This window comes from Sutcliffiella horikoshii, assembly GCF_021991925.1.
Taxonomy (GTDB): domain Bacteria; phylum Bacillota; class Bacilli; order Bacillales; family Bacillaceae_I; genus Sutcliffiella_A; species Sutcliffiella_A horikoshii_F.
On the sequence record NZ_RXZI01000001.1, the window covers coordinates 182,314 to 204,694 of the forward strand.

22 protein-coding genes are annotated in these 22,381 nt (G+C 40.3%); 16 read left to right on the top strand and 6 right to left on the bottom strand.

From position 1 onward, the window contains the following. Nucleotides 1-6 precede the first annotated feature (6 nt). The 3 genes from EKQ44_RS00915 to ku all read right to left on the bottom strand — a co-directional run bounded on the left by EKQ44_RS00915 (nucleotide 7) and on the right by ku (nucleotide 3,265). The gene (locus EKQ44_RS00915) at nucleotides 7-285 is read right to left on the bottom strand and encodes a hypothetical protein (protein ID WP_237661646.1); all 279 of its coding nucleotides are present in this window, start codon (nucleotides 283-285) and stop codon (nucleotides 7-9) included. A 67-nt stretch (nucleotides 286-352) separates the two neighbouring features. Then, on the bottom strand, nucleotides 353-2,191 hold the full coding sequence (locus EKQ44_RS00920; protein ID WP_237661647.1) for a DNA ligase D: 1,839 nt from the start codon (nucleotides 2,189-2,191) through the stop codon (nucleotides 353-355). A gap of 189 nt (nucleotides 2,192-2,380) precedes the next feature. Next, entirely contained in the window at nucleotides 2,381-3,265 is an 885-nt protein-coding gene (gene ku, locus EKQ44_RS00925) for a non-homologous end joining protein Ku (protein WP_237661648.1), read from the bottom strand. Between the two features lie 116 nt (nucleotides 3,266-3,381). On the opposite strand from ku, the gene EKQ44_RS00930 reads away from it, so the two are divergent. From EKQ44_RS00930 to EKQ44_RS00940, 3 genes are all read left to right on the top strand, one after another. After that, nucleotides 3,382-4,470, top strand: coding sequence for an SDR family oxidoreductase (locus EKQ44_RS00930; protein ID WP_237661649.1), 1,089 nt, complete (start codon nucleotides 3,382-3,384; stop codon nucleotides 4,468-4,470). 481 nt (nucleotides 4,471-4,951) lie between these two features. Continuing rightward, on the top strand, nucleotides 4,952-5,734 hold the full coding sequence (sigI, locus tag EKQ44_RS00935; protein WP_237661650.1) for an RNA polymerase sigma factor SigI: 783 nt from the start codon (nucleotides 4,952-4,954) through the stop codon (nucleotides 5,732-5,734). Then, nucleotides 5,703-6,869 carry an anti-sigma factor domain-containing protein gene (locus EKQ44_RS00940; protein WP_237661651.1) on the top strand — a complete coding sequence of 389 codons (1,167 nt, stop codon included), beginning with the start codon at nucleotides 5,703-5,705 and terminating at the stop codon, nucleotides 6,867-6,869. The genes sigI and EKQ44_RS00940 overlap by 32 nt, the downstream gene beginning before the upstream one ends. Before the next feature lie 95 nt (nucleotides 6,870-6,964). Here the strand turns inward: EKQ44_RS00940 and EKQ44_RS00945 are convergent, their stop codons facing one another. After that, a complete protein-coding gene (locus tag EKQ44_RS00945; RefSeq protein WP_237661652.1) occupies nucleotides 6,965-7,153 on the bottom strand; it encodes an alpha/beta-type small acid-soluble spore protein in 189 nt (62 codons plus the stop codon). A 185-nt stretch (nucleotides 7,154-7,338) separates the two neighbouring features. On the opposite strand from EKQ44_RS00945, the gene EKQ44_RS00950 reads away from it, so the two are divergent. The 6 genes from EKQ44_RS00950 to EKQ44_RS00975 all read left to right on the top strand — a co-directional run bounded on the left by EKQ44_RS00950 (nucleotide 7,339) and on the right by EKQ44_RS00975 (nucleotide 15,326). Beyond that, nucleotides 7,339-8,697, top strand: coding sequence for a TrkH family potassium uptake protein (locus EKQ44_RS00950; protein ID WP_237661653.1), 1,359 nt, complete (start codon nucleotides 7,339-7,341; stop codon nucleotides 8,695-8,697). A 152-nt stretch (nucleotides 8,698-8,849) separates the two neighbouring features. Next, nucleotides 8,850-9,851 carry a LacI family DNA-binding transcriptional regulator gene (locus tag EKQ44_RS00955; RefSeq protein WP_237661654.1) on the top strand — a complete coding sequence of 334 codons (1,002 nt, stop codon included), beginning with the start codon at nucleotides 8,850-8,852 and terminating at the stop codon, nucleotides 9,849-9,851. Nucleotides 9,852-9,996: 145 nt separating this feature from the next. Next, complete coding sequence (locus tag EKQ44_RS00960) at nucleotides 9,997-12,099, top strand: amylo-alpha-1,6-glucosidase (protein WP_237661655.1); 2,103 nt, start codon at nucleotides 9,997-9,999, stop codon at nucleotides 12,097-12,099. A gap of 45 nt (nucleotides 12,100-12,144) precedes the next feature. Continuing rightward, the gene (locus tag EKQ44_RS00965) at nucleotides 12,145-13,392 is read left to right on the top strand and encodes an ABC transporter substrate-binding protein (protein ID WP_237661656.1); all 1,248 of its coding nucleotides are present in this window, start codon (nucleotides 12,145-12,147) and stop codon (nucleotides 13,390-13,392) included. A 188-nt stretch (nucleotides 13,393-13,580) separates the two neighbouring features. After that, entirely contained in the window at nucleotides 13,581-14,486 is a 906-nt protein-coding gene (locus EKQ44_RS00970) for a carbohydrate ABC transporter permease (protein WP_237661657.1), read from the top strand. Nucleotides 14,487-14,498: 12 nt separating this feature from the next. Beyond that, entirely contained in the window at nucleotides 14,499-15,326 is an 828-nt protein-coding gene (locus tag EKQ44_RS00975) for a carbohydrate ABC transporter permease (RefSeq protein ID WP_237661658.1), read from the top strand. 109 nt (nucleotides 15,327-15,435) lie between these two features. On the opposite strand, the gene EKQ44_RS00980 is transcribed toward EKQ44_RS00975, so the two are convergent. Next, nucleotides 15,436-15,783 (bottom strand): DUF3905 domain-containing protein, encoded by a 348-nt coding sequence (locus EKQ44_RS00980; RefSeq protein WP_237661659.1) that lies wholly within the window; start codon nucleotides 15,781-15,783, stop codon nucleotides 15,436-15,438. Nucleotides 15,784-15,866: 83 nt separating this feature from the next. Between EKQ44_RS00980 and EKQ44_RS21370 the strand changes: the two genes are divergently transcribed. Genes EKQ44_RS21370 through EKQ44_RS00990 form a run of 3 tightly spaced genes read left to right on the top strand, consistent with a single transcriptional unit; the run spans nucleotide 15,867 to nucleotide 16,389 of the window. Then, nucleotides 15,867-15,998: a hypothetical protein gene (locus EKQ44_RS21370; RefSeq protein WP_269151509.1), complete on the top strand. Its 132-nt coding sequence runs from the start codon at nucleotides 15,867-15,869 to the stop codon at nucleotides 15,996-15,998. A gap of 35 nt (nucleotides 15,999-16,033) precedes the next feature. After that, nucleotides 16,034-16,189, top strand: a complete 156-nt coding sequence (locus EKQ44_RS00985; protein WP_207556271.1) for a hypothetical protein — start codon at nucleotides 16,034-16,036, stop codon at nucleotides 16,187-16,189. Nucleotides 16,190-16,203: 14 nt separating this feature from the next. Continuing rightward, entirely contained in the window at nucleotides 16,204-16,389 is a 186-nt protein-coding gene (locus EKQ44_RS00990) for a hypothetical protein (RefSeq protein ID WP_237661660.1), read from the top strand. A 6-nt stretch (nucleotides 16,390-16,395) separates the two neighbouring features. Here EKQ44_RS00990 and EKQ44_RS00995 read toward each other — a convergent pair whose 3' ends face one another. Beyond that, nucleotides 16,396-18,159, bottom strand: a complete 1,764-nt coding sequence (locus tag EKQ44_RS00995) for a B12-binding domain-containing radical SAM protein (RefSeq protein WP_237661661.1) — start codon at nucleotides 18,157-18,159, stop codon at nucleotides 16,396-16,398. A 564-nt stretch (nucleotides 18,160-18,723) separates the two neighbouring features. Here EKQ44_RS00995 and EKQ44_RS01000 point away from each other — a divergent pair. From EKQ44_RS01000 to EKQ44_RS01010, 4 genes are all read left to right on the top strand, one after another. Continuing rightward, nucleotides 18,724-20,934: a PAS domain-containing sensor histidine kinase gene (locus tag EKQ44_RS01000; RefSeq protein ID WP_237661662.1), complete on the top strand. Its 2,211-nt coding sequence runs from the start codon at nucleotides 18,724-18,726 to the stop codon at nucleotides 20,932-20,934. 40 nt (nucleotides 20,935-20,974) lie between these two features. Then, on the top strand, nucleotides 20,975-21,463 hold the full coding sequence (locus EKQ44_RS01005; protein WP_237661663.1) for a methylated-DNA--[protein]-cysteine S-methyltransferase: 489 nt from the start codon (nucleotides 20,975-20,977) through the stop codon (nucleotides 21,461-21,463). A 137-nt stretch (nucleotides 21,464-21,600) separates the two neighbouring features. Next, nucleotides 21,601-21,726, top strand: coding sequence for a hypothetical protein (locus tag EKQ44_RS21375; protein WP_269151510.1), 126 nt, complete (start codon nucleotides 21,601-21,603; stop codon nucleotides 21,724-21,726). A 49-nt stretch (nucleotides 21,727-21,775) separates the two neighbouring features. Next, nucleotides 21,776-22,357 (top strand): DUF2087 domain-containing protein, encoded by a 582-nt coding sequence (locus tag EKQ44_RS01010; protein ID WP_237661664.1) that lies wholly within the window; start codon nucleotides 21,776-21,778, stop codon nucleotides 22,355-22,357. Nucleotides 22,358-22,381: the final 24 nt, after the last annotated feature.

Sequence of the window (22,381 nt, forward strand, 5' to 3'; positions counted from 1 at the left end):
GTTTTTTCAAGAAATGGCATCTTTTTTATCCCTAAAATCTTCTGTCTGTTCTAAAAGCCTTGTGCGCAAAGATGCAAGATAGAATGTAGAGATCATGGAAGTGATATCCTGCCAACTTTCAAGCTTTGGGCGATAGACAATCAGCTTTATAGCTTGAAGTGTCTGCTTCTCTAAAAACAAGCGGTACCGGCGACTGTCTTCGGGCTCGGTTTCATCTAGAAATTCGATGATAAGGGTATCTTCGAATTCAACAATCGGATGGACAACGGCAAAGGCTTGCAACATATTCACCTTTTCCTTTTTTAATCCCCATTTTCGCCATCAGCTTGTCATGTTATACATTTTGGCAACTTTAACTTGGACTATTCTTTAGAAAAGCTAGCACCTTTTCAAAGGGTTGCTTCTCCTTACTTGCCGAAAACCTTTGAAATGGATCCTTGCTTCCTTTCAGCCTTTCCACTACCGAAAAAAGTGTGAAGTCCTCTGGCTTCATGCTCTCCTTGACCTCTTTCCAATGGAGAGGGGTAGCTACTGTCGGAAGGTCGTTGCCCCTCAAAGAATAGGGAGCAATAATCGTTTTACCTTCTCCATGCTGCACATAATCAATATACACTCTTTCTCCTCTATGTTTTTTTAAGCGTTCCACAGTAAAAAGAGTCGGTTCTTTCGTTACGAGATAGGTTGCGATAAATTCCGTAAACATACGGGTATCCTCATAGGAGTAACTTGCTTCAGGGAGTGGTATGTAAACTTGTAGCCCTTTACGGCCGGAAGTTTTGATAAATGCCTCTAATTCAAGCTTATCAAATATTTCCTTCATCATTAAGGCTCCTAAAACTGCCCCTGAAAAATGTTCCTTGGAAGGAGGGTCAAGGTCAAAAACTATTTCGCTTGGCTGAGAAGTATGGATAGTTTGAAATGGGACATGAAATTCCAGGGCCAATTGATTTCCGAGCCATATCAACGTTTCTAAATTGTTGCACATCATATAATGGATATCTTGATTTGTAAACGTCTCTACAAAATCAGGGGCATAATCCGGGCAGTTTTTCTGATAGAAACTTTCTCCATACATACCATGTGGATAACGGATCACCGTGAGCAGCCTGTTTTTAAGAAATGGGAGTATAGTTGGAGCACACTTGGAAAGATAGTCAAGATAATCCTGTTTGGTGACCAGTGGCTCCTCCCATAGTGGTTTATCAGGGTGAGTGATGGAAACGGTATTAGGGAGTCGGACGTGGTTCAATTGATCCATGGTACATTCCCTCACATCTACATCGAAACGAAATTGCTTGAATTCAGGGTGCCGAAGCTGATTTTGGTACAACTCCAAATAATAAATGTCTAGGCAAATTCCTGGTCGTACATAAAGGTATTCCTTATCTTCCTTAAAACTATTTTGCTTAATGACAGCAATAAGGGCGGACTTTTCTTCAGATGACATACCATGTGTAAACAGACCGAGCTCCACTACTTGCTCGCCATCAACTACCCCAATATGGAAATACCCGTTTTCTTTTTGATAGGAGGTGATGAAACATGTCACCGTTTTATAATTTTTCACCTTTATCCAATCCGTCGTTCTTTTTCCTTTTATGTAGGTACTGCTGAGCTTTTTTGCAATAATACCTTCTCCTTCTTCTAGCTGAACCTGCGACCATAGTTCATTCAGGCTGGTAAAAGCGGGAACCAACTGGAGTTTACCCTCTTTTGAATCGTCGGGGGAAAGTGGTAGATGGAATTGTCCGAAAAGCTCATGAAGCATTTCTTTCCGTTCCCTATATTTTTTACCGGAGAGGTCTTTTCCTTTTAGTGTAAGTAAATCAAATGCCAAAAGAATCGCAGGGAGATCCTTAGAAAGAAGGTCTACCTTTTCTTTCGACTTGGTTCTTCCTCTCTTCTGGATTCCACTGAAGTTTGCCTTGTAAGGAGAGGTGAGGACAGCAAGTTCGCAATCCAACGTCAAAGGAAGCATGGACTGAAAATCTTTATCTCCCAACCATCCTTTCATATAAGTAACTATCTCGGGGAACGATGCGTTAAGTTCTTTTCCATTTCTGCTTTGTAGCATGACAGATCCCTGTTCCATAATCACAAGACAGCGAAAACCGTCGTATTTCACTTCATATACCCATTCCTCTCCACTTGGCGCATCCCGGTGAAGTGTGGGTAACATAGGTTTAATCATTTGGTGCCACCTCTTGTAATAATTTGGAATAAAATAAAGAGATTTCATAGGAAAGGCGAAGACTCCGGCGGGAGGTAGCGGTAGACTTTAGGCTCCGAAATGAAATGAGGAGGCTCAAGCACCGCCTGGCTAGGAAATCAGCAGTGGTGAAACCGGATATCTATTGGAAAGAAGAAAACATCTAACCTATCAGCTAGATGCCTTCTTCTTTCTAGTTGTACGTTTCTTCGGTTTCGTATCATCTGCTTTAGTCTCTCCAACTTTTGCTTCCGTTTTCTTCTTGACCGGTTTTTCTCCTTGATCCTTTGTCCGTTCGATGCTAGCTTGCAGGGCACTCATCAAGTCCACCACATTGGATTTATCCGTATCTGCTGGTGTGGTAGTTCCTTCTTCTTTATTGATCTTTTCCTGAACGAGGCGGAGTACTGCCTCTCGATAATCATCAGCGTATTTTTCAGGATCAAATTCTGTCGTTAACTGATCGATCAATGTGATGGCCGTATCCAGTTCTTTCTGGTCTACCGCTTTTCTCTCTGGCACGCTTGGCACCTCAGAGACATTCCGTACTTCATCCGGGTAATGAACCGTTTCCATCACGAGGCAGTCCTTATATACGCGTACGATAGCGAGTTGTTGCTTGGAGCGGATGGTGATTTCTGCAACGCCAATCTTTTTCGTATCTGACAATGCTTCACGTAATAAGGAATAGGCCTTGCTTCCGTTTTCTCCAGGGCCAAGAAAATAAGAACGGTTGAAGTAAATGGGATCGATATCTTCAAGTTTGACAAAATCAATGATCTTTACACTCTTATCTTCATGCTCTTCTTTTAATTGTTTTAGCTCATCGTCGGATAAAATGACATATTTTCCTTTGACATACTCATACCCTTTTACTAAGTCACTTTGTTCCACTTCTTTTTCGCAGTTTGGACAAACTTTTTCATATTTGATGGGGCTATGACATTCTTTATGCAAAGTTCTGAGCTTGATGTCTTTATCTTCCGTTGCGGAAAACATTTTGATTGGAATATTGACTAACCCAAAACTGATGGAGCCTTTCCACATTGTGTGCATGTTTTATCACCTTAATTATCTTAAAATTTAGACAAAAGCACTTTTCACGTGCTCTGTTGTAGTTTATCCTTATTGTAAAAGATAAGTAATATAAATTATGGAAAGGGATGAAAGCGTTGAGTGGGTATTTTTTCACAGGGTTTCCGGGTTTTATCTGTCAAGAGTTGGTTCGTGAGCTTTTAGCAACAAAAAACGATATATCAGATGTTTTTCTGTTAGTTCTTCCCACACAAAAAAGTTTGTCACTTCCAGTTATACAATCTTTTCAGCGCCTGTATCCACAAACATCCTTTCACCTTATAGAAGGAGATATCACACAGCCCGACTTAATGATGAATGAAGACGACCAGCAAAAAATCAAGGAGCGAACACACTATGTTTTTCATCTGGCAGCCATTTATGATTTGGCGGTCAAGAAAGAAATAGCTTTTCAAGTGAATGTGAATGGTACGAGAGAAGTGCTGAGATGGCTCAAAAGTGTTCCGGGTCTGAAACGCTTTATGTATTTCAGTACTGCCTATGTAGCGGGGAAAAGGGATGGAAAGATCTTGGAGAGTGAACTTGTTCATAAGTACCCTTTCAAAAATCATTATGAAGAAACAAAATATTTGGCCGAGGTCTTGGTAGAAAATGAAAAAATAAATCTACCTATTACCATCATCCGCCCCGGGATAGTCAAAGGGCACAGTCAAACAGGTGAAACCAGTAAATTTGACGGTCCCTATCTGATGTTGAATTTCCTTCATTCCCTTCGCTTCTTACCTTTAATTCCACATTTAGGGAAGGGGGATGCAGAATTTAATGTGGTTCCAATCGATTATATAGTGAAAAGTACATGTTACCTTAGCCATTCCGAGACGGCGCAAGGTAGAACGCTCCACCTAACAAATCCTGAGCCTATAACGATAAGAGAGGCTTATACAGTTTTGATGGATAAATTCCTAAAAAAGGAACCAAAAGGGTCGATTCCGCTTCCTTTGGCAAAAACCTTTCTCCTTGTTCCAACGGCAAGAAAGTGGTTGAAGGTGGAACGTGAAGCATTGGATTACTTTACTTGGAAAGGAAGTTTCGACTGCACGGAGGCCAGAACGATCTTAGAGGATGCTGGAATCATTTGTCCTCCATTCCACTTAACTGCAGACACCATGGTGAAGTATTATAACGAGCATAGGAGCGACACAATGAAGCACATTCATATTTCCTAAAGAGAAGCCAATTATGGCTTCTTATTCAATTTATCTAATAATTAATAACTGAACAAAAGAACTAGATGAGCATTTTTATTAGGTATTTCGAAGTATTATAAAATTATTTTTTGACTCTCCCCCGAAAAAATTGAAACATTCACGTAACATTTAAGTGACTAGGCGGTGATATTTAGCCCCAAAAGCAAAGGAGGTAGAAGATAAAGCAATAAAATCAATACAGTTTATATATTTAAGAGTAATTTGAAATGGAAAACAACAACCTCTGAATTTTTTTGCAATGGAATCATATTACTTATTTTACCTTTATATTACATCAAGAGAGTTCTTAACAGGTTTTTACATTGACATTTTATAGATAAAAGTACACCTTTATATATAGGACAGGTGACTTTTTCTATAAATGAAAAAGCCTCCTTCTTAATACATGCTTATAAATTTTAACTTAAAAAAAACGACATTTATATAAGCAGGGGGAGAGGTGAAGCCAGTGCTGAGCCTACTTTTTAAAATTGGCAAACGACGCACAAAGACTCTTGAAGATGAAGTGCTGGAAATACAAGCTGGCAACATTCAACTACAAAATAATCTTATTGATAAATATAAACCTTTTATCGCAAAGTCAGTGTCATCCGTGTGCAAAAGGTATATAAGTGAAACGGATGACGAATTTAGTATCGGTTTAATCGCTTTCAATGAAGCTATAGAGAAATACTCAAAAGATAAAGGGAGCTCTTTGATTTCATTTGCAGACCTGATCATCAAAAGAAGAGTCATTGACTATATAAGAAAAGAAAGCAAAAATGCTACCGTTACGATGTCTGAGCAGGAAGTGGAACAGGATGACTATGCGTCCAACAAAATAGAAGCGACGTTGTCCGTTGAGGAGTTCAACAAACAGATTGACCAAGAGCATCGAAGAGAAGAGATAAACTATTATCAAACGGTGCTAAAGGAATTCGGCTTGAGTTTTGCCGATCTTCTGGAATGCTCTCCTAAACATGCTGATGCCAGACAGAATGCCATTGAGGTTGCGAAAACACTTGTTCAGAATCAGGAACTGAAGGCACATCTATTTGAGAAGAAGATGTTGCCAATGAAACAGTTGGAAGACCTGGTAGATGTGAGCAGGAAAACAATAGAACGCAACCGGAAATACATCATTGCCGTTTCCATTATATTATCGGGGGATTATATATATTTGAAAGATTATTTAAAAGGGGCGATTACGAGTGAAAAAAGGGATTGTGCTCGAAGTTCATGATGAACATGTCACCATTCTGACCCCTGAGGGCGAATTTTTAAAGTCACGAAAACAAAAGGGGCAAGTAGATTTAGGGGAAGAAATCGTTTTTTTTCCTTTACATAGGGCAGAGAAGGAAAGAAAAGGGAAATTAAGTTCCATTTTTCGTGCGAAATGGGCTGTCATCAGTGTATTGACAGCCATCATTCTGGCATTCTCTCTTTATCCTAAGTATGCAAGTAACCAAGTATATGCGTACGTTTCCGTTGACGTAAACCCAAGTGTTGAATTAGGGGTAAACAAAGACATGAAGGTAATCTCCATAGAGGCCTACAATGAGGAAGGCAAGGATATTATCAAGCAACTGGTGGAATGGGAGAATAGGGACCTTACAAATGTTTCTTCCCAAATGTTTGATATCTTCCGCGAAAAAGGGTACCTTACCGAAAACAGCGAGGTGCTGATCGCATCTGTTTTGACCCATGAAAAGAATGAAGGATGGAATTCATTGATGCAGTCTAAAATAACGTCCATCTCTGAGAAAATTCAACAGGATAAGGTCAGTATCACTACACTGGAAACCACCACACAGGAACGATCGAATGCTATAAAAGAAGGGTTGTCCCCTGGAAAATACATTCAGAAGGAACAAAAAACGGATCTTGTGGATAGTGAGGATACCTCCCAAACGGAAATAGCACCTACCACACCAATGAACCATAAACCGCACAATATTAAGCAGGTCAATTCGAAAGACAACTTTGTAGATGAGCTTCAGGTTGAGAAAAATAAGAGCAAAGAGGCAAAAGAATTAAAAGAACTGCGTAAAGAAGAGCGAAAAGAACTTAAAGAGCACCGAAAGCAAGAGCAAAAGGAAAAAAGAGAGCAACAGAAGCAAGAACATAAAGAATCAAAAGAGCATCAGAAAAAAGAGAAGAAAGAGCAACCCAACCAGCGGAAACAAGATATGAAAGGCTTTGAAAAGCATCAGAATTCAAATGATAAAAAAGGTCATAATGGTGATAAAGGGGAAAGAAAGAATGAGCCTCAAAAAGGCCACCATGCAAAAGAGAAGAAGAATGATGCTCGGGGAGATTCAAACGGTAATAACAAGCGGGATGAAAAGAAGAACGAAAATAAAAGAGGCAACAACTAAAATAAAGCAATTATTTATTCATAACTTTTCAACAAGATCATACATACGAGGAACCCAGAGTTAAGATACTCTGGGTTCTATCCATTCATATTGAATTATTTTCCGTGTAATTGAGATTGAGCCTGAGCTACTAGACGCTTTGTGATTTCTCCACCAACAGAACCATTGGAGCGTGCAACAGTATCAGAACCAAGGGATACTCCGAACTCTTGTGCAATCTCATATTTGATTTGATCAAGAGCCTGCTCGATTCCAGGTACAAGCAATTTATTGCTACGTGCCATTTCTATCACTCCTTTTCTAGTTCAGCTTTTAAATAAGTTTCTTGAACCCTCTTATGAAAGCTGTAAAGTTAGTATGAGATTTTCTTTCTAATCCATACTGGAAAGTATTAGACAAATACGTTAATATTAGTGGGGATTAATAAACCGGAGTATTTGAAACTTTATGGATATGTGAAAGGGCAATTATGATTAAATTTAAAAATTCATTTAGCAAGAAAGTACATAATTTATCACCAGCTCAGCTTATCGTCAGCTTCTATTTTATAGCTGTACTCGTGGCGGTTTCCTTATTGAGCTTGCCCATCGCTAGATTTGATGGTGTTGATTGGAGTTTTATTAACGCATTATTTACTGCTGTCAGCGCAGTAAGTGTAACAGGTTTAACGGTTGTCAACACTGCTGAAACCTTTACAGTTCCTGGCGTCTTTATCCTTGCGTTTGTGCTCCAATTCGGGGGAGTAGGCGTGATGGCAGTGGGCACCTTCATTTGGCTGCTCTTAGGTAGGAAAATCGGACTCCGCGAGAGAAGATTGATGATGTTGGATCAAAATCAGTCTACACTTTCTGGGATCGTAAAGCTCATTAAACAGATTCTAGTTTTGATACTTACACTCGAATTACTTGGTGCACTCATATTGGGCACTTATTTTCTCTCCCATTACGATACATGGCAGGAAGCCTTCTTCCATGGCTTTTTTGCCTCTGTCAGTGCGACAACAAATGGAGGATTCGATATAACTGGTGAATCGCTAATACCTTTTGCGAATGATTACTTTGTGCAATTCATTGTGATGATATTGATTACAGCGGGAGCGATAGGATTTCCTGTGCTGGTCGAAGTGAAGCAATTTATCGTCCATAAAGGAGGACGGTTCCGCTTTTCTTTATTTACTAAAATTACAAGTATCACGTTTGCCTGCCTCATAACACTTGGAACTGTCGCCATTCTCATATTGGAGTTTAACTCCTACTTTAAAGGAATGACATGGCATGAGTCTCTTTTTTATGCGATGTTTCAATCCGTGACAACAAGAAGCGGGGGACTTGCAACAATGGATGTCAGCGAATTTACCATGCCGACATTGCTTGTGATGTGCGGACTCATGTTCATCGGGGCATCCCCGAGTTCCGTAGGTGGGGGGATCAGAACCACCACTTTTGCACTAAATATTCTTTTCCTTTTCCATTTTGCAAGAGGGAATAAGAATATTAAATTATTTGGCCGCGAAATCCATGAGGAAGACATCATTAAATCGTTGGTCGTATTGTTATTGGCCATCCTCATTTGTTTTTCGTCCATTATCATTCTCAGTGTGACCGAGGAGTTTGAATTAATACAGATTATTTTTGAAGTCTGTTCTGCATTCGGGACCACAGGGTTGTCTATGGGAATTACACCTGATCTATCGACCTTTGGGAAATTGATTATCATTTGCTTAATGTTTATCGGGAGAGTAGGGCTATTGACTTTCCTATTTATTCTTGAGAGCAAACAAAAGCCACCTAAATATCACTACCCTGTTGAGCGGGTTATCATTGGTTAGTAAATCTATATACGTCATAAAGGAGAGACTCGAGGGTCTCTCTTTTATTTTCAATAAAATTAAAAGAATTTATAAGAAACATATTGCAATCGCTTCCAAACTCATGTTAATCTTCTTGTAAGAAGTTTTCCGAAACGTTTTGGGAGGGTGCCATGACAACGATAAAAGATATAGCAAGAGTGGCTGGTGTTTCTGTCACAACCGTTTCAAGAGCACTAAATGGTTATTCTGATGTTAATCAAAAAACGAAGAAAAGAATTGAAGAAGTAGCAAAGGAATTGAATTACAGTCCCAACACGGTTGCCAGAAGCCTTGTGATGAAAAAGTCCAAAACGATAGGACTCCTTGTATCTGATATGAACAGGGAAGGCGTTAAAGATAATTTCACTTTCGAGGTTCTATGTGGAATCAATGAAGCCTCAGCGAATTCAGACTATGACTTGGTACTTTTCAGCACAACATCCACAAAGCAGAGTCAAAAGACATACACCCAGCTTTGTAGGGAAAGACGGGTGGATGGGGTTATTTTACAAGGAATCAAGACGAATGATCCTTATTTGCAAGAGGTAGTGGAGAGCGATATCCCTTGTGTGCTAGTAGATATTCCAAAGGAGTCTGATACTGTCGGCTATGTTACCACAGATAATGTGGAAGGTGCCAAGAAAGCTGTGGCCCACTTGATAGAACGAGGACATACCAATATTGCCATGATAAACGGACATGAGAAAGCGGATGTAAGCATGAGGCGATTGCAAGGATATCTTGAAGCTATCAATGAGCAGGATCTGCCATTCCGACATGATTGGGTAAGAAATGGTGATTTCAAAGAAAAAGTGGCGGAAGAAGTGGCAATGGAGCTTTTAGCTGACAATCCAGAAATTACAGCCGTTTTCTGTGCGAGTGACCTGATGGCATTAGGTGTTCTGCGAGCAGTGAAGGCAATCGGAAAAAAAGTACCTGAAGATATTGCAGTGATAGGATATGATGACATTACGCTGGCATCTTATTCTAATCCAAGCTTGTCGACTATTCGTCAGGATAAATTTAATCTAGGGCATGAAGCGGCGATTCTTCTGATTGATATGTTGGAAGGAAAAGAAAAATCACACGCACGAATTATTGACACAAAACTCATCATAAGAGAGTCAACATAAATAAGGCACTATACGAGTGCTTTTTTACAACCAGAATTTCCGAAACGTTTTGGAAAGTGAAGAACTTGCAAATCATTTAGTTGGTTTAGAAGTTTAGTGAAAAACCAAAACGTTTCGGGTACATTATAGCCTAGGAGGTACAACGATGGATTATAGAGTGATAAAAGAAAATGATTTGTTTCTTCTTACAGATAAGAATGGGAATATCCCAGAAAATCACCCATACGGCTTGGGGTTATATACAAAGGATACCCGGTTCTTAAGCAAACTGGATGTAAAGATCAATGGAGAGGAGCCTATTCTACTGCACTCAGATGCAGCAGATAACTATATGGCGACAATTCTCATGACAAACCCTCATATGGAAAGAGACGGAGAGCTTATTTTATGGAGGGAGTCAGTGGAAATCAAGCGTACCCGCTTCATCTACAATGACGTTTTCTATGAAACGATGACAGTTAAGAACTATTTCCCTAAAAATGTAAGTTTTGATTTAAGCGTACACTTGGATGTGGATTTTGCGGATATGTTTATTGTCCGTGGTTTTCAGAATGGTGATATAGGGAAAAGAACCGGCCAGACAGCGGAAGAAAAGTCGTTGACGTTCCATTACGAAGGAGCAGATAATCTTTCACGTCGGACTTACATTGAATGGGACAAGGAAGCAAAATCAACAGATCCAGAATCAGGTGCTCTTCAATTCCATTTCGAGTTGAAGCACGAAGAAGAGCAGACAATCACGTTAAAGGTGCAACCACAACATGGAGAGCAAGTGGAAGATAGTATCCTATCCGCACCTGAGGCTTTGGAGAAATTAAAGAAGTCCTATAATGGCTGGAATACAGATATCACAAAGGTGAACACAGATTGTCTCCCGTTACAACGTTTGGTGGACAGAGGGTTGGGGGACTTACGCGTGTTATTGACCGATCTTGGATACGGGAAGTTCCCGGTTGCAGGGTTGCCTTGGTTTGGTGTTCCTTTTGGAAGAGATAGTCTGATTGCCGCTCTTCAGATGTTAGCGTTCCAACCGGAAGTGGCCAAAGGAACCCTTTACACTATGGCTAGTAAACAGGGGACAAAAGTAGATCCTTGGCGGGATGAACAGCCAGGTAAAATTATGCACGAGATTCGCTTTGGGGAACTAGCGACTACCGAGCAAATTCCCTTCACACCATATTATGGAACAATCGATGCCACTCCACTATTCTTAATTCTTTTGACAGAGTATGTTAAATGGACCGGAGACCTTCAAGTGGTAAAGGATCTGGAAACAAACATCGAAGCTGCATTAATCTGGATAGACCAGTATGGGGATAGAGATGGAGATTTGTTTGTGGAATACCACCAGGAAGCGAGTAAAGGGATTGCCAATCAAGGGTGGAAGGACTCAGGAGATTCCATCGTCCATCGCAATGGAGATTATGCCACCACCCCAATTGCCCTTTCCGAAGTTCAAGGGTATGTTTTCCAAGCGAAAATGGGCTTGGCTTCAATCTATGACAAGCTTGGCAAAACAGATAAGGCGGAAGCATTAAAAGAACAAAGTCAAAAGCTTAAGTTTAAATTTGATGAAGAGTTCTGGATGGAAGACGTCAATTATTATGCGATTGCCTTAGACCGTGATAAGCAGCAGGTAGGAACCATAACATCCAATCCCGGACATGTACTATTCTCGGAGATGTTGGATGAGGAGAAAGCGAAAGCGGTCATCGAAACCCTTATCTCCCCTAAAATGTTCTCAGGATTTGGCATCCGTACGATGGGAACTGGGGAAGCGGGTTATAATCCGATGAGTTATCATGACGGAAGTATCTGGCCACATGACAACAGTATGGTATTGCTTGGAATGTCAAAAATCAAAGAGCAAGAATCTGCAAATGTCGTCATTGAAGGGCTTATTGAAGCAGCAGACCACTTCGAGTATGATCGCTTGCCGGAGCTGTTTTGTGGGTACGACCGTTCAGTAGGAAAAGCGGTCAAATATCCCGTTGCATGTTCACCGCAGGCTTGGGCCGCGGGGACACCACTTGTAATGGTACAAACAATTTTAGGTCTTTTCCCAGATGCATTGGAAGAGAAAATAGTATTGTCACCGGTATTTCCAAATGGGATGGATTTATTGGAAGTGGAGAAAGTTAAAATCGGTAAAGGCCATTTATCTATTACTGCTGTAAGAAACTCGAATGGAAATGTGGAGGTTACCATCAAGGAAAACACTACTGGTTATGAAGTGGTGCAAAATTAGTTTTTCCCACTATTAAAATAAAGTAAGAGGAAGAGGGGTATTAAGATGAAAGCAAAAAAATGGTTGGCAGCATTAGGTGTCACGACAATGCTTGTTGGGGGAGTGTTATCAGGTTGTAGCGGTGGAAGCAGCGGTTCTTCTGAGGGTTCCGGTGATAATGTGGAAATCACCCTAGCCGGTTGGGGGGGGAATCCATCTGAGACCCGTCTATTAAAAGAAGCCTTGAATGCTTTTGAAGAAAACAACCCTAATATTAAAGTCAAGCATGAAGTCATTTCTGATCAGTATATGGATGTAATGAAAACCCGTCTTATTGGTGGAGAAGCACCAGATGTCTTCTATTTGGATGCTTTTGAAGCCCCGGCCCTGATTGAAACAGGGGTACTTGAGCCACTTGATGATTATGTGACAGAAGAATTTGATGTGGAAGATTTTGAACAACCGCTTTTGGAAGCTTTCCAAAAGGATGGCGTGACATATGGATTCCCGAAGGACTATTCAACTCTTGCATTATTTTACAATAAAAAGATGTTCGAAGAAGCCGGTGTAGAAGTTCCAACTACATGGGATGAAGTCAGAGAAGTTTCCAAAGAGTTGACGAAAGATGGTGTAGTTGGCCTTGGAGTGGCACCCGAACTTGCGAGAATGTACTACATTGCAGAATCACTAGGTGGAGAAGTGGTGAAAGATGGTAAAGCAAACTTTGGAGATGACAAAGTAATTCAAGCATTACAACCCATTATCGACCAACGCAATGAAGATAAAACTGCCGCACAAGCTACTGATGTAGGTGCAAACTGGGGTGGGGAAATGTTCGGTCAGGAAAAAGCGGCAATGGTAATCGAGGGGAACTGGGCAATTCCTTTCCTAGAGGATACATTCCCAAATGTCGATTATGGAACTGCGGAACTTCCAACAATCAATGGGGAACAAAACACGATGGCTTATACGGTTTCCTACGTTATGAATGCAGGATCTGAGAAAAAAGAAGCATCATGGAAGTTGATTGAGTTCCTTACTGGCCCTGAAGGTATGGAAATATGGACGTCCAAAGGGTTTGCATTGCCTACTAGGAAGTCTGTAGCAGAAAAACTTGGCTTTGACCAAGATGAAAAACGAGCAGCACTTGTTTCTGGTGCATCCTACGCAACGGTATGGGCTAATGGTGTAAACCTACCGACAATCATGAATAATTTTAACAACCAATTTGTATCTGCCTTCCTTGGACAGCGACCACTAGATGAAGCGTTAAAAGAAGCTGAAAAGCAAGCAAACAGAGAAATTGGCGAGTAATTCTTGCTTATAGATTTATTGGAATGCCATGTGCCGGGCTGTCTGTTTAGTTAGAGATGGACAGCCTTGCACTTGATTTGTGAAGTCTCTACTGACTTCTTTGTGAAGAAGAAAAGATAAATTTTTCTTCTTTAGAAAGAGTTCATGTAGATAAAAAGAACTCTTGGAAGGGAAAAGGAGTGAAAAAAATGAAGAAAAAACGTACCTATTCAAAGAGGTCACTACGAGAGGCTACACAAGGTTATTCTTTTATGGCCCCAACCATTTTTGTATTGGCATTATTTATTATCGGTCCTATTATTTATGCATTTTTCTTATCTTTCCATAAGGTACAGCTATTAGGTACGGCGACATATCAATTTGTAGGATTGAGCAATTTTACAAATATAACGGACGATGGACGGGCTTTACGGGCTCTTTGGAATACTTTTAAATATGTCATCATCGTTGTGCCCATCCAAACACTGCTTGCACTCATTCTTGCTGCAACGCTAAACGCGGGCTTGAAAGGGCAAAGTATTTTTCGGATTGTCTACTTCCTTCCGACATTAACATCATCTGCAGTATTAACGTTGATTTTCATGTGGATGTACAATCAGAATGGATTGGTAAATGAAATTCTATCCGCTGTCGGACTCCCCACTTATAACTGGATAGGAGATCCAAGTGTAGCGTTAATAGCAATCATGATTATGAATATCTGGGCTACGGCACCGTTCTTTATGGTCATCTACCTTGCTGCCCTCCAGGACATTCCTGAATCTTTATACGAAGCGGCAGAATTGGATGGGGCAAATGCTTTCAAAAAGTTTATATATATTACGGTACCAAACTTACGTCCGGTGACATCCTTTGTTGTCATCATGGGCTTGATCGGGACGTTCCAGCTGTTTGATCAGTCCTTCATTTTCTCAGGGGGATCTGGCGGACCTGATAACTCTACATTGACAGTTGTGTTATTAATCTATCAGTATGCCTTCAAGAGCCTGGGGACCATGGGCTATGCTGCAGCTATTGCTGTTATGCTATCCCTTGTTATACTGGTCGCAACATTATTGCAACGAAAATTTTCCAAAGAAGAATCTCTATATTGAGGGGGCTGCATCATGAAGAAGAAGCTTAGTATCGGTAAAGCATTTTTATATGGTATTCTCGTCCTGTATGCGGTTATTACCCTTGTTCCATTTATATGGGCAGTCTCTTCTTCCTTTAAAACGTTAGAAGAAATCGTTAGTGGGACGATCAATTTCATACCGAGAAATTTCACTTTTGATAATTATAAACAGATTTTCTTAGAACAGGAGCTATTCCCTCGTTGGCTGTTGAACAGCTTGATTATCGGATTGGCGGGCACTTCCTTGAACCTGTTATTCAACTCAATGGCAGGGTATGCCCTGGCGAGGCTCAGTTTTCCAGGACGGAAAACGTTGTTTATCATTGTTCTTGCAGTCCTAATGATTCCTGCACAAGTAACAATGATTCCCAACTACTTGATTCTTCGTGAATTGGGGTGGCTAAATTCCTATCAAGGCATGATCGTACCCGCAATGATTAATGCGACTTTTATCTTTATGATGAGGCAATTCTTCATCAACTTCCCGAAAGAATTGGAAGAGGCGGCAGAAATGGATGGGCTTAGTAGATTCGGTACTTTTTTTAAGATTGTGCTTCCTTTGGCGAAACCAGCCCTAGCAGCCCAGGCAATATTTGTATTCATGGGATTCTGGAACGACTTTATGCGTCCGTTGATCATTCTGTCGGATCCTTCGATGTTCACTTTACCACTAGGATTGAACACGTTCAAAGGCCAATACATCAGCTACTGGAACTACATTATGGCCGCGTCCATGGTATTCACCCTCCCGGTACTGCTCATCTACGGATTCTTTAACCGCTATTTCATAAAAGGAATCTCCTTCACAGGGGGCAAGTAAAACCATCATCCTTCTTTGTAATGAGACCCCGCCTATAAATAGGCGGGTTTCGACGTTAAAGCGGAAATTCCTTTGGGGGTCTGACCCCCAAAGGAACTTTTTTTATTCTTCAATCTCTACCATAGCTCACATCTTTATCAGGGTGGGTAAAGGGGACACCTTGAGGTTTTTTTGATTTCTCGACGAGTTCCCGGTTTTCAGCTGAATTCCATCCGATATCATTTGTTGGATGTACCCATTGATCCCCTGCCATGATTGCGGGGTCGATGTCGTCGCTCCAATTATTTAAGGGCGATTTTTCGGAATTGTATTTGCTGTCTCCGATAATGACTCCATGTTCATTGACAAATGGTGGTTGCATTTTCATATTGGAGCCTTTGAAAGATGGGGAGTTGATTTGATGTGGCATCGTTTCCTCCATATAAGGTACTTCCGGTGTTTGATCTTTTTCTTTCATACCTTTCACCTCCGCGGGATGTATAGTTTTAGCATTTCTTTAAAATAAATAAGTATGTACCAAGAAAAAGGAGGAAGGATCAAATGACAAAGAAATTTGAGATTGCACACCTTTCAGAAGACAAGCTCGAACAGATTTCGAAATATGAGCAAAAATTACGGGAGGAAATCGGGGAGGAAATTGTTTTAATTGCCTATGAAGAATGTGAAAAATGACATAGGGGCAACCTACTGTCATGGGGGTGATAGAAATGGCAAAGAGAAAAGTTGCCCACGATGCAGCGAAAAACAATAACAAAACACCGAAGGAAAGCTTGCCGGATACGGAGTTTTCTGCTGAATATCAACAAGAGGATATGATTCGCGGTGCAAACCGCAATTCCAAAAAAGGTCGACAAGGGAAGTAAGGGGGATTTATAAGATGGATAAACATACAAAAAAGAAAAAACAGAAGCAGGCACACAAAGAGGATCATGCGATTTCACATGACAGCTTGAAAGAAGAATTCGGTCCTGAATTCGGTGACCCTAATGCTGCGAAAGCTTTTGAAAATGCAATTGAATCGAACATCAAGAAAAACAAAAAAGATAAAAAGAAAAACTGCTAGCTGAAATCAGCTGGCAGTTTTTCTTTTTTCTGAAGAGATGGGGAAGATCTCTGTTTTGTTTGTAGTCTGATTGAAGTAGACAAGAACAAAATTTTCTTTTTCCCTGATTTGTCCTTTTTCAAGGTAGAGGGACAAGTCAAAATGGATGGTTTCGACCATGGTATGTTTATATAGTTCTTTTTCATTTAATTGCAGCTTCGTAAATGCTTCACCCATCAAATCGGGGGATTTTACGATCTCTTTATAGATGCCGGTACGAACGTCTTTATCCAGACGGTCCTGCCACCATGGTTTACGGGGCTTGAACTTCTGGTGGCGCAAGTAATCATATTTCATCAAACTTTCTACAACACCAAGCGTTGCCACATCTTCCTCTTGTAAAAAGGCATAAAGTCGTTTGTACAGATCTTCCAATTGATGACCGATTCTGGACCAGCCTTGCTTGTCCCAATACGATCCGAAATCTTGGAAGAAATCGAATGGCGTTTCAAATACTCCTGAAACCAGATGCTCAACAGTAGCATCCATTCTATGGTCATTCCAATACTTCTCCAGAACGTCCTCCACCTGCTTGATGCGGATGATGTCATCAAAACTCAATATGTTGTTGCCGAGTATCTCATATGGGGCATGGTCCATATAAATGTAATCATGCTCTTTAGAGCGAATTCTAAGCCCCGTTCCCCGTAGCATCTTCAAAAAGCCAAGTTGAAGTTCTTCAGGACGTAGTGCAAATACATCATTGAATGTTTTCTTGAATGAGTGGTAATCCTCTTCCGGCAAACCTGCAATCAAGTCAAGATGTTGATCGATCTTTCCTCCATCCTTGACCATGGTCACAGTACGAGATAGTTTCGAGAAGTTCTGCTTTCGCATGACGAGTTCGTTAGTCGCATCATTGGTTGATTGTACACCGATCTCAAAGCGGAACAAGCCGGCAGGAGCTTCCTGATTTAAGAACTCGATGACTTCAGGTCGCATGATATCAGCGGTGATCTCAAATTGGAAGACGGTTCCCGGTAGATGCTCATCAATCAGGAAACGGAACATTTCCATGGCATAACTGCGACTGATGTTGAAGGTGCGGTCCACAAACTTGATGGTCTTTGCTCCGTTGTTCATCAAGAAGCGAATATCCTCTTTTACTTTTTCACGGTCAAAATACCGTACGCCTACTTCTATAGAAGATAGGCAGAATTGACAGCTGAACGGACAGCCCCTGCTCGTTTCAAAGTAGGTCACTCGCTTCCCCAGCTGTGCCAGGTCCTCTTCAAAGCGATAAGGAGAAGGGAGTTCCTTCAGATCCACTTTGTTTCGTTGAGGGGATATCTTTTTCTCAGTGCCCTCACGATAAGCCAAACCGCTGATGCTAGCGAAGTTCCCTTCACCTTCTAGTTCTTGTAAAAGTTGTTTGAACGTCATTTCGCCTTCCCCAAGAACAATGAAATCGACGTCTGTCAGGCGGTCGAGCCACTCTGTCACGTCATATGTCACTTCAGGACCACCAAGGACAATCGTTAACTCAGGGTTGATTTTCTTCAACATGCTCATAACTTTGATTGTCTCTTCTATGTTCCATATATAACAACTGAATCCTATGACATCAGGCTTTCTTTGGATCAAGTCTGATACTATATTCATGACAGGGTCTTTGATGGTATATTCGGCTAAATCTACTTTGTATTCTGGTGCTGCATAAGCTTTCAAATAACGAATAGCAAGGTTGGTATGGATATATTTTGCATTTAAGGTTGACGCGATTATTTTCATGGTAAATCCATCATACTCCTAGTGAAAAAATTCTATAACTAATACAGTTTATCATAATTTAAGGCTATTTTCGTAAACTTTGTTGCTTTGGAAAATTTTTAAAGTGACCGTTATATTCCTTACTGTCGTGCTCTTTTCCCTGCAATACTAAATATGCTACGTGCATATCTAGAGTAAGTAAGCAGTAAAAAGTCCAATTTCCGACTTTTTACTAGTGAAAAGCTACAATTATTTAGAAGAGAGCCTAATTAAAATGTAGGAGTCATGGTTTGCAGGATATTTTGTACCGCTAGCAAAATTTCCCTCTCCTTTCCATTATCAACAGGAAAGTAGTAAATATTACAAAAAGATTTCTGAAATGACTTTTTTATTGCGTTAAATGTAGAAGAAAGGATTTAAGGGGAGAAACGTAGAATTTAATTTAGAGCAGAAGTGCGTTTTTATTACATTCAACAAAACACCTCTGAAAAAAGACCTATAGTGCGGGATATATCAGCCGCGTTTTTAAAAAAATAATTATTTAAAATATGGGAAGAAAAAATAAATGATAAGTGGGGGAAGGTTATGATCCAACACATGGTAAAGGAAGAGACCAAAAAGTTGGAGGTAGAGATAGAGACTCTGACAAACAAACTTCACAAGCTTGAAAAGGAAAATAGATTTCTGCAACTTACATTTGAGCATGCCAATGATGCCATTATATTGTTCAATGAAAATGTGGAATTCTTTCAGGTCAATCAAAAGGCTTGCGAGCTTTTTGAACTATCAAGGGAAGGTCTATTAGGTCGTAAATTGCATGACTTTCTTGATTTGATGTCCAAAGAAGAAGTGGAGTTTCAAGAAGCACAATTGGATGAATTAGGGGAATTGAAAAATGAATTGGTTGTGCGACTAGACAATGGAACGATAAAGTATGTGGAATACTCAGCAGTTCGGAACCCTGATGAGAGCGGATTGGACATATGCATCATCCGTGATATTACCGCGAAGAAGAAGCTAGAGAAAGAGTCGAATAAGAGCAAGCAGATGTATCATGATGTAATAAATCGGGCGGTGGATGGTATTGTTGTGTTTGATAAGGAAGGGTATTTTATAGATGTGAATCCCGCTTTTTGTTCAAACTTTGCCATGCCGAAATTAGACCTTCTCCAGTCCAAGCTTGATGATTTTGTAGAAGAGGATTTCCAATACAAGATGAAAAAAATCTGGAGCCTTCTTGATAATCATGGCAGGGTGAGAGGGGAATTGCCGGTTATTCTTCACACAGGGGAACGGAAAACATTTGAAGTGACGATTACTGCGAACATCTATGATGATTATTACCTTGCCATCATGAGGGATGTGACGGAAAAACGTAATATGGAGCTTCAGCTTCAGAAGAGTGAAGAGAGATTCAGGGAAATGTTCCAGCATGCCTTGGATGCGATTGTACTGGTAGATAACAGTGGAGAAATCATGCGTGCAAACCCAGCTGCAAGCAGGGCATTTGAACTTCCATTGGATGAGCTGATACATTCCAAGCTTCACTGTTTTGTTCCAAGACATAGTAAAAGAGTGTTTTCCATCATGAAACAGTTTGTAGCCAATGGTGAAATCAGGGAAGAGCTGGAGTTTCATATGCCGAATGGTCAGAAGAAGCTCCTAGAATTTACAGCAAATAAGGGCATCATTGATGGTTTTAATATGATTATCTTCCGTAATGTCAGTGAACGCAGGAAAATGGAAAAGGACCTGAGGGAAAGTGAACAAAAGTTCCGCAAGATTTTTGATAACGCGATGGATGGTATCCTTTTGTGGGATAACAAGTGTAACATCATTGATGCAAACCCGAATGCCAGCAAAATACTGAAGCTTCCAAAAGAAGAGTTAGTTGCGAACTATCTTCACTACTATCTACAGCATGAGCAGTTCCAGGACCTCCAAAGCCACTGGAAGGATTGCCCGAATAGCGAAGAGCTAAGTGGCGAAGTTTGTCTCGAAGATGAGACTGGCATGCAAATTATTGAATATTCCGCTAAGAAAAATGTCATTGAAGGTTTACACATGACCATCTTCAGAAATATCACAGAAAAAAGAGAGATGGAGGATCAGCTACGAAAGTCCGACACCCTTACAGTGGTAGGAGAGCTAGCGGCAGGTATCGCCCATGAGATAAGAAACCCGATGACAGCATTAAAAGGGTTTATTCAACTCTTGCAAAATAGCATGAATGAAGACCAGTATGCGATGTATTTCGATGTGATCACCTCTGAATTAAAAAGGATAGAATCCATCATTACCGAGTTTCTTGTATTGGCCAAACCCCAGGCAATTTCCTATCAACGCAAGAGTGTCACGGTAATCATGAAAGAGACACTCGACCTGTTAAGTGCCCAGGCGTCGCTTGACAATGTCCAATTCGTCACATCCATTGAAGAAGGGTTACCTGATATCTATTGTGAACCGAATCAATTAAAACAGGTTTTTATCAATATACTAAAAAATGCAATAGAAGTGATGCCAAAAGGTGGTACAGCTTCTGTGGCGCTATCAAAAGAGGATGGGGAACAGGTACTCATATCCATTAGGGATGAAGGAATCGGTATACCCGAAGATAAGCTAAAGAAGCTTGGCGAACCGTTCTATACCACGAAGGACCGTGGAACAGGGCTTGGGCTTATGGTAAGCTATAAAATAGTAGAAGAGCACAATGGTACCATTGAGGTGAGCAGCGAGCTAGGAAAGGGCACGACCTTCCACATAAGGTTGCCTATCGGAACACCTACAGTACATTGATTAATATCTTGATATCAGCTTAATAAGAGAGGAAACGATTATGTTTTATTATAGTAGCCTGAATACAATAATCGGTAAAATCTTTATAATATGCGATGAAGAGTACCTTATAAAGATTGAGTTTGATGATGATTTTCTGAAACTGGAGTCTATTGGTCAAAGGTATGTGTCAGATCCGGATCATCCAATATGCAAGCTTGTGACCAATCAAATGGAGGAGTACTTTCTAGGAAGGCGATCTAACTTTGATGTACCCTTAAAAATGAACGGGACAGATTTTCAGCTGGAGGTTTGGCAGGCACTGAGCAATATTTCATATGGCGAAGTGAAATGCTATCAAGACATAGCAAAAGAGATAAATAGGCCGTTGGCGGTTAGGGCTATTGGACAGGCAAACCGCAGAAACCCTATACCGATCGTGATACCATGCCACCGTGTCATTGGGAAGAATAAAGCGTTGGTTGGATATGCCGGTGATAAAATAGGGATAAAAGAAGAGCTGCTAAAGCTAGAAGGTGTATTGGTATAGAAATTTGTACGGTAGATTTAATTCTATCGTATTTTTTTTTGTGTTCATACGGTTAAGCTGTATCAACCCTTGTTTTGTTTCATATAATTTACTAAGACAAAAAAAGTTGCTCAAGGGCAAAACAGGAGATGATAAAAATGGGGAAATCGAACAAACTCATTTTTTACACAGAAGTATTAACAAAGTTAAATGTCATCAGTGAACAAGATAAAGAGACCATTTTAAAAAAAGAGAAAAAAGGGTTGAAAAGAAATTTTAATTAGATTATTATCTAATTAGATGGTGATAAAATTTGGTGGAGGTGGTGGAATAATGCAACTGGATAAACTTGTGAATTTTTATAAGGTGATGGGGGATAAGACAAGAATCAAGCTGTTGGTACTATTGGCATCGGAGGAGGAGCCTCTTAGTGGACAAGAGCTAGCAGAGAGGTTAGGTGTAAAACCACCTACTGTTTCCCATCACATATCGAAGCTAAAAGAAATAAGTGCGGTTTATGAAAGAAGGGAGAAAAATACGGTCTATTACTATTTAAATCAGAAGGCTTTGGAGATACACCATGAAGGCTTATATATTGTTTTAAGTAGAAGTGGCAAGGGGGAGAAAACAATGGAAGAACGGAAGGAAAGGGAGCAGGTCCTGCAAAACTTCTTAGCGAAGGACGGTACATTAAAAACCATCCCAGCACAAAGGAAAAAGAAATTAATTATTTTTGAGCACATTGTGAAAGATTTGGAGATGGGGAAAAAGTATAGTGAAAAGGAAATAAATGAGCATATCAAACAGTTTCATGAGGATTATGCGACGATTAGAAGGGAATTTATCATTAATCATTATATGTATCGGGAAGCGGGTATTTACGAACTCAATCCTAGGGAAATGTGGGCCAAATAATAAAGGATCCATTGTACTCATAAG

Excerpts from the sequence above, each read along its gene's own strand:
- EKQ44_RS00915 (WP_237661646.1), bottom strand. The coding sequence starts at position 285 with ATGTTGCAAGCCTTTGCCGTTGTCCATCCGATTGTTGAATTCGAAGAT.
- EKQ44_RS00920 (WP_237661647.1), bottom strand. The coding sequence starts at position 2,191 with ATGATTAAACCTATGTTACCCACACTTCACCGGGATGCGCCAAGTGGA.
- ku (WP_237661648.1), bottom strand. The coding sequence starts at position 3,265 with ATGCACACAATGTGGAAAGGCTCCATCAGTTTTGGGTTAGTCAATATT.
- EKQ44_RS00945 (WP_237661652.1), bottom strand. The coding sequence starts at position 7,153 with ATGGCACGTAGCAATAAATTGCTTGTACCTGGAATCGAGCAGGCTCTT.
- EKQ44_RS00950 (WP_237661653.1), top strand. The coding sequence starts at position 7,339 with ATGATTAAATTTAAAAATTCATTTAGCAAGAAAGTACATAATTTATCA.
- EKQ44_RS00955 (WP_237661654.1), top strand. The coding sequence starts at position 8,850 with ATGACAACGATAAAAGATATAGCAAGAGTGGCTGGTGTTTCTGTCACA.
- EKQ44_RS00960 (WP_237661655.1), top strand. The coding sequence starts at position 9,997 with ATGGATTATAGAGTGATAAAAGAAAATGATTTGTTTCTTCTTACAGAT.
- EKQ44_RS00965 (WP_237661656.1), top strand. The coding sequence starts at position 12,145 with ATGAAAGCAAAAAAATGGTTGGCAGCATTAGGTGTCACGACAATGCTT.
- EKQ44_RS00970 (WP_237661657.1), top strand. The coding sequence starts at position 13,581 with ATGAAGAAAAAACGTACCTATTCAAAGAGGTCACTACGAGAGGCTACA.
- EKQ44_RS00975 (WP_237661658.1), top strand. The coding sequence starts at position 14,499 with ATGAAGAAGAAGCTTAGTATCGGTAAAGCATTTTTATATGGTATTCTC.
- EKQ44_RS00980 (WP_237661659.1), bottom strand. The coding sequence starts at position 15,783 with ATGAAAGAAAAAGATCAAACACCGGAAGTACCTTATATGGAGGAAACG.
- EKQ44_RS21370 (WP_269151509.1), top strand. The coding sequence starts at position 15,867 with ATGACAAAGAAATTTGAGATTGCACACCTTTCAGAAGACAAGCTCGAA.
- EKQ44_RS00985 (WP_207556271.1), top strand. The coding sequence starts at position 16,034 with ATGGCAAAGAGAAAAGTTGCCCACGATGCAGCGAAAAACAATAACAAA.
- EKQ44_RS00990 (WP_237661660.1), top strand. The coding sequence starts at position 16,204 with ATGGATAAACATACAAAAAAGAAAAAACAGAAGCAGGCACACAAAGAG.
- EKQ44_RS00995 (WP_237661661.1), bottom strand. The coding sequence starts at position 18,159 with ATGAAAATAATCGCGTCAACCTTAAATGCAAAATATATCCATACCAAC.
- EKQ44_RS01000 (WP_237661662.1), top strand. The coding sequence starts at position 18,724 with ATGATCCAACACATGGTAAAGGAAGAGACCAAAAAGTTGGAGGTAGAG.
- EKQ44_RS01005 (WP_237661663.1), top strand. The coding sequence starts at position 20,975 with ATGTTTTATTATAGTAGCCTGAATACAATAATCGGTAAAATCTTTATA.
- EKQ44_RS21375 (WP_269151510.1), top strand. The coding sequence starts at position 21,601 with ATGGGGAAATCGAACAAACTCATTTTTTACACAGAAGTATTAACAAAG.
- EKQ44_RS01010 (WP_237661664.1), top strand. The coding sequence starts at position 21,776 with ATGCAACTGGATAAACTTGTGAATTTTTATAAGGTGATGGGGGATAAG.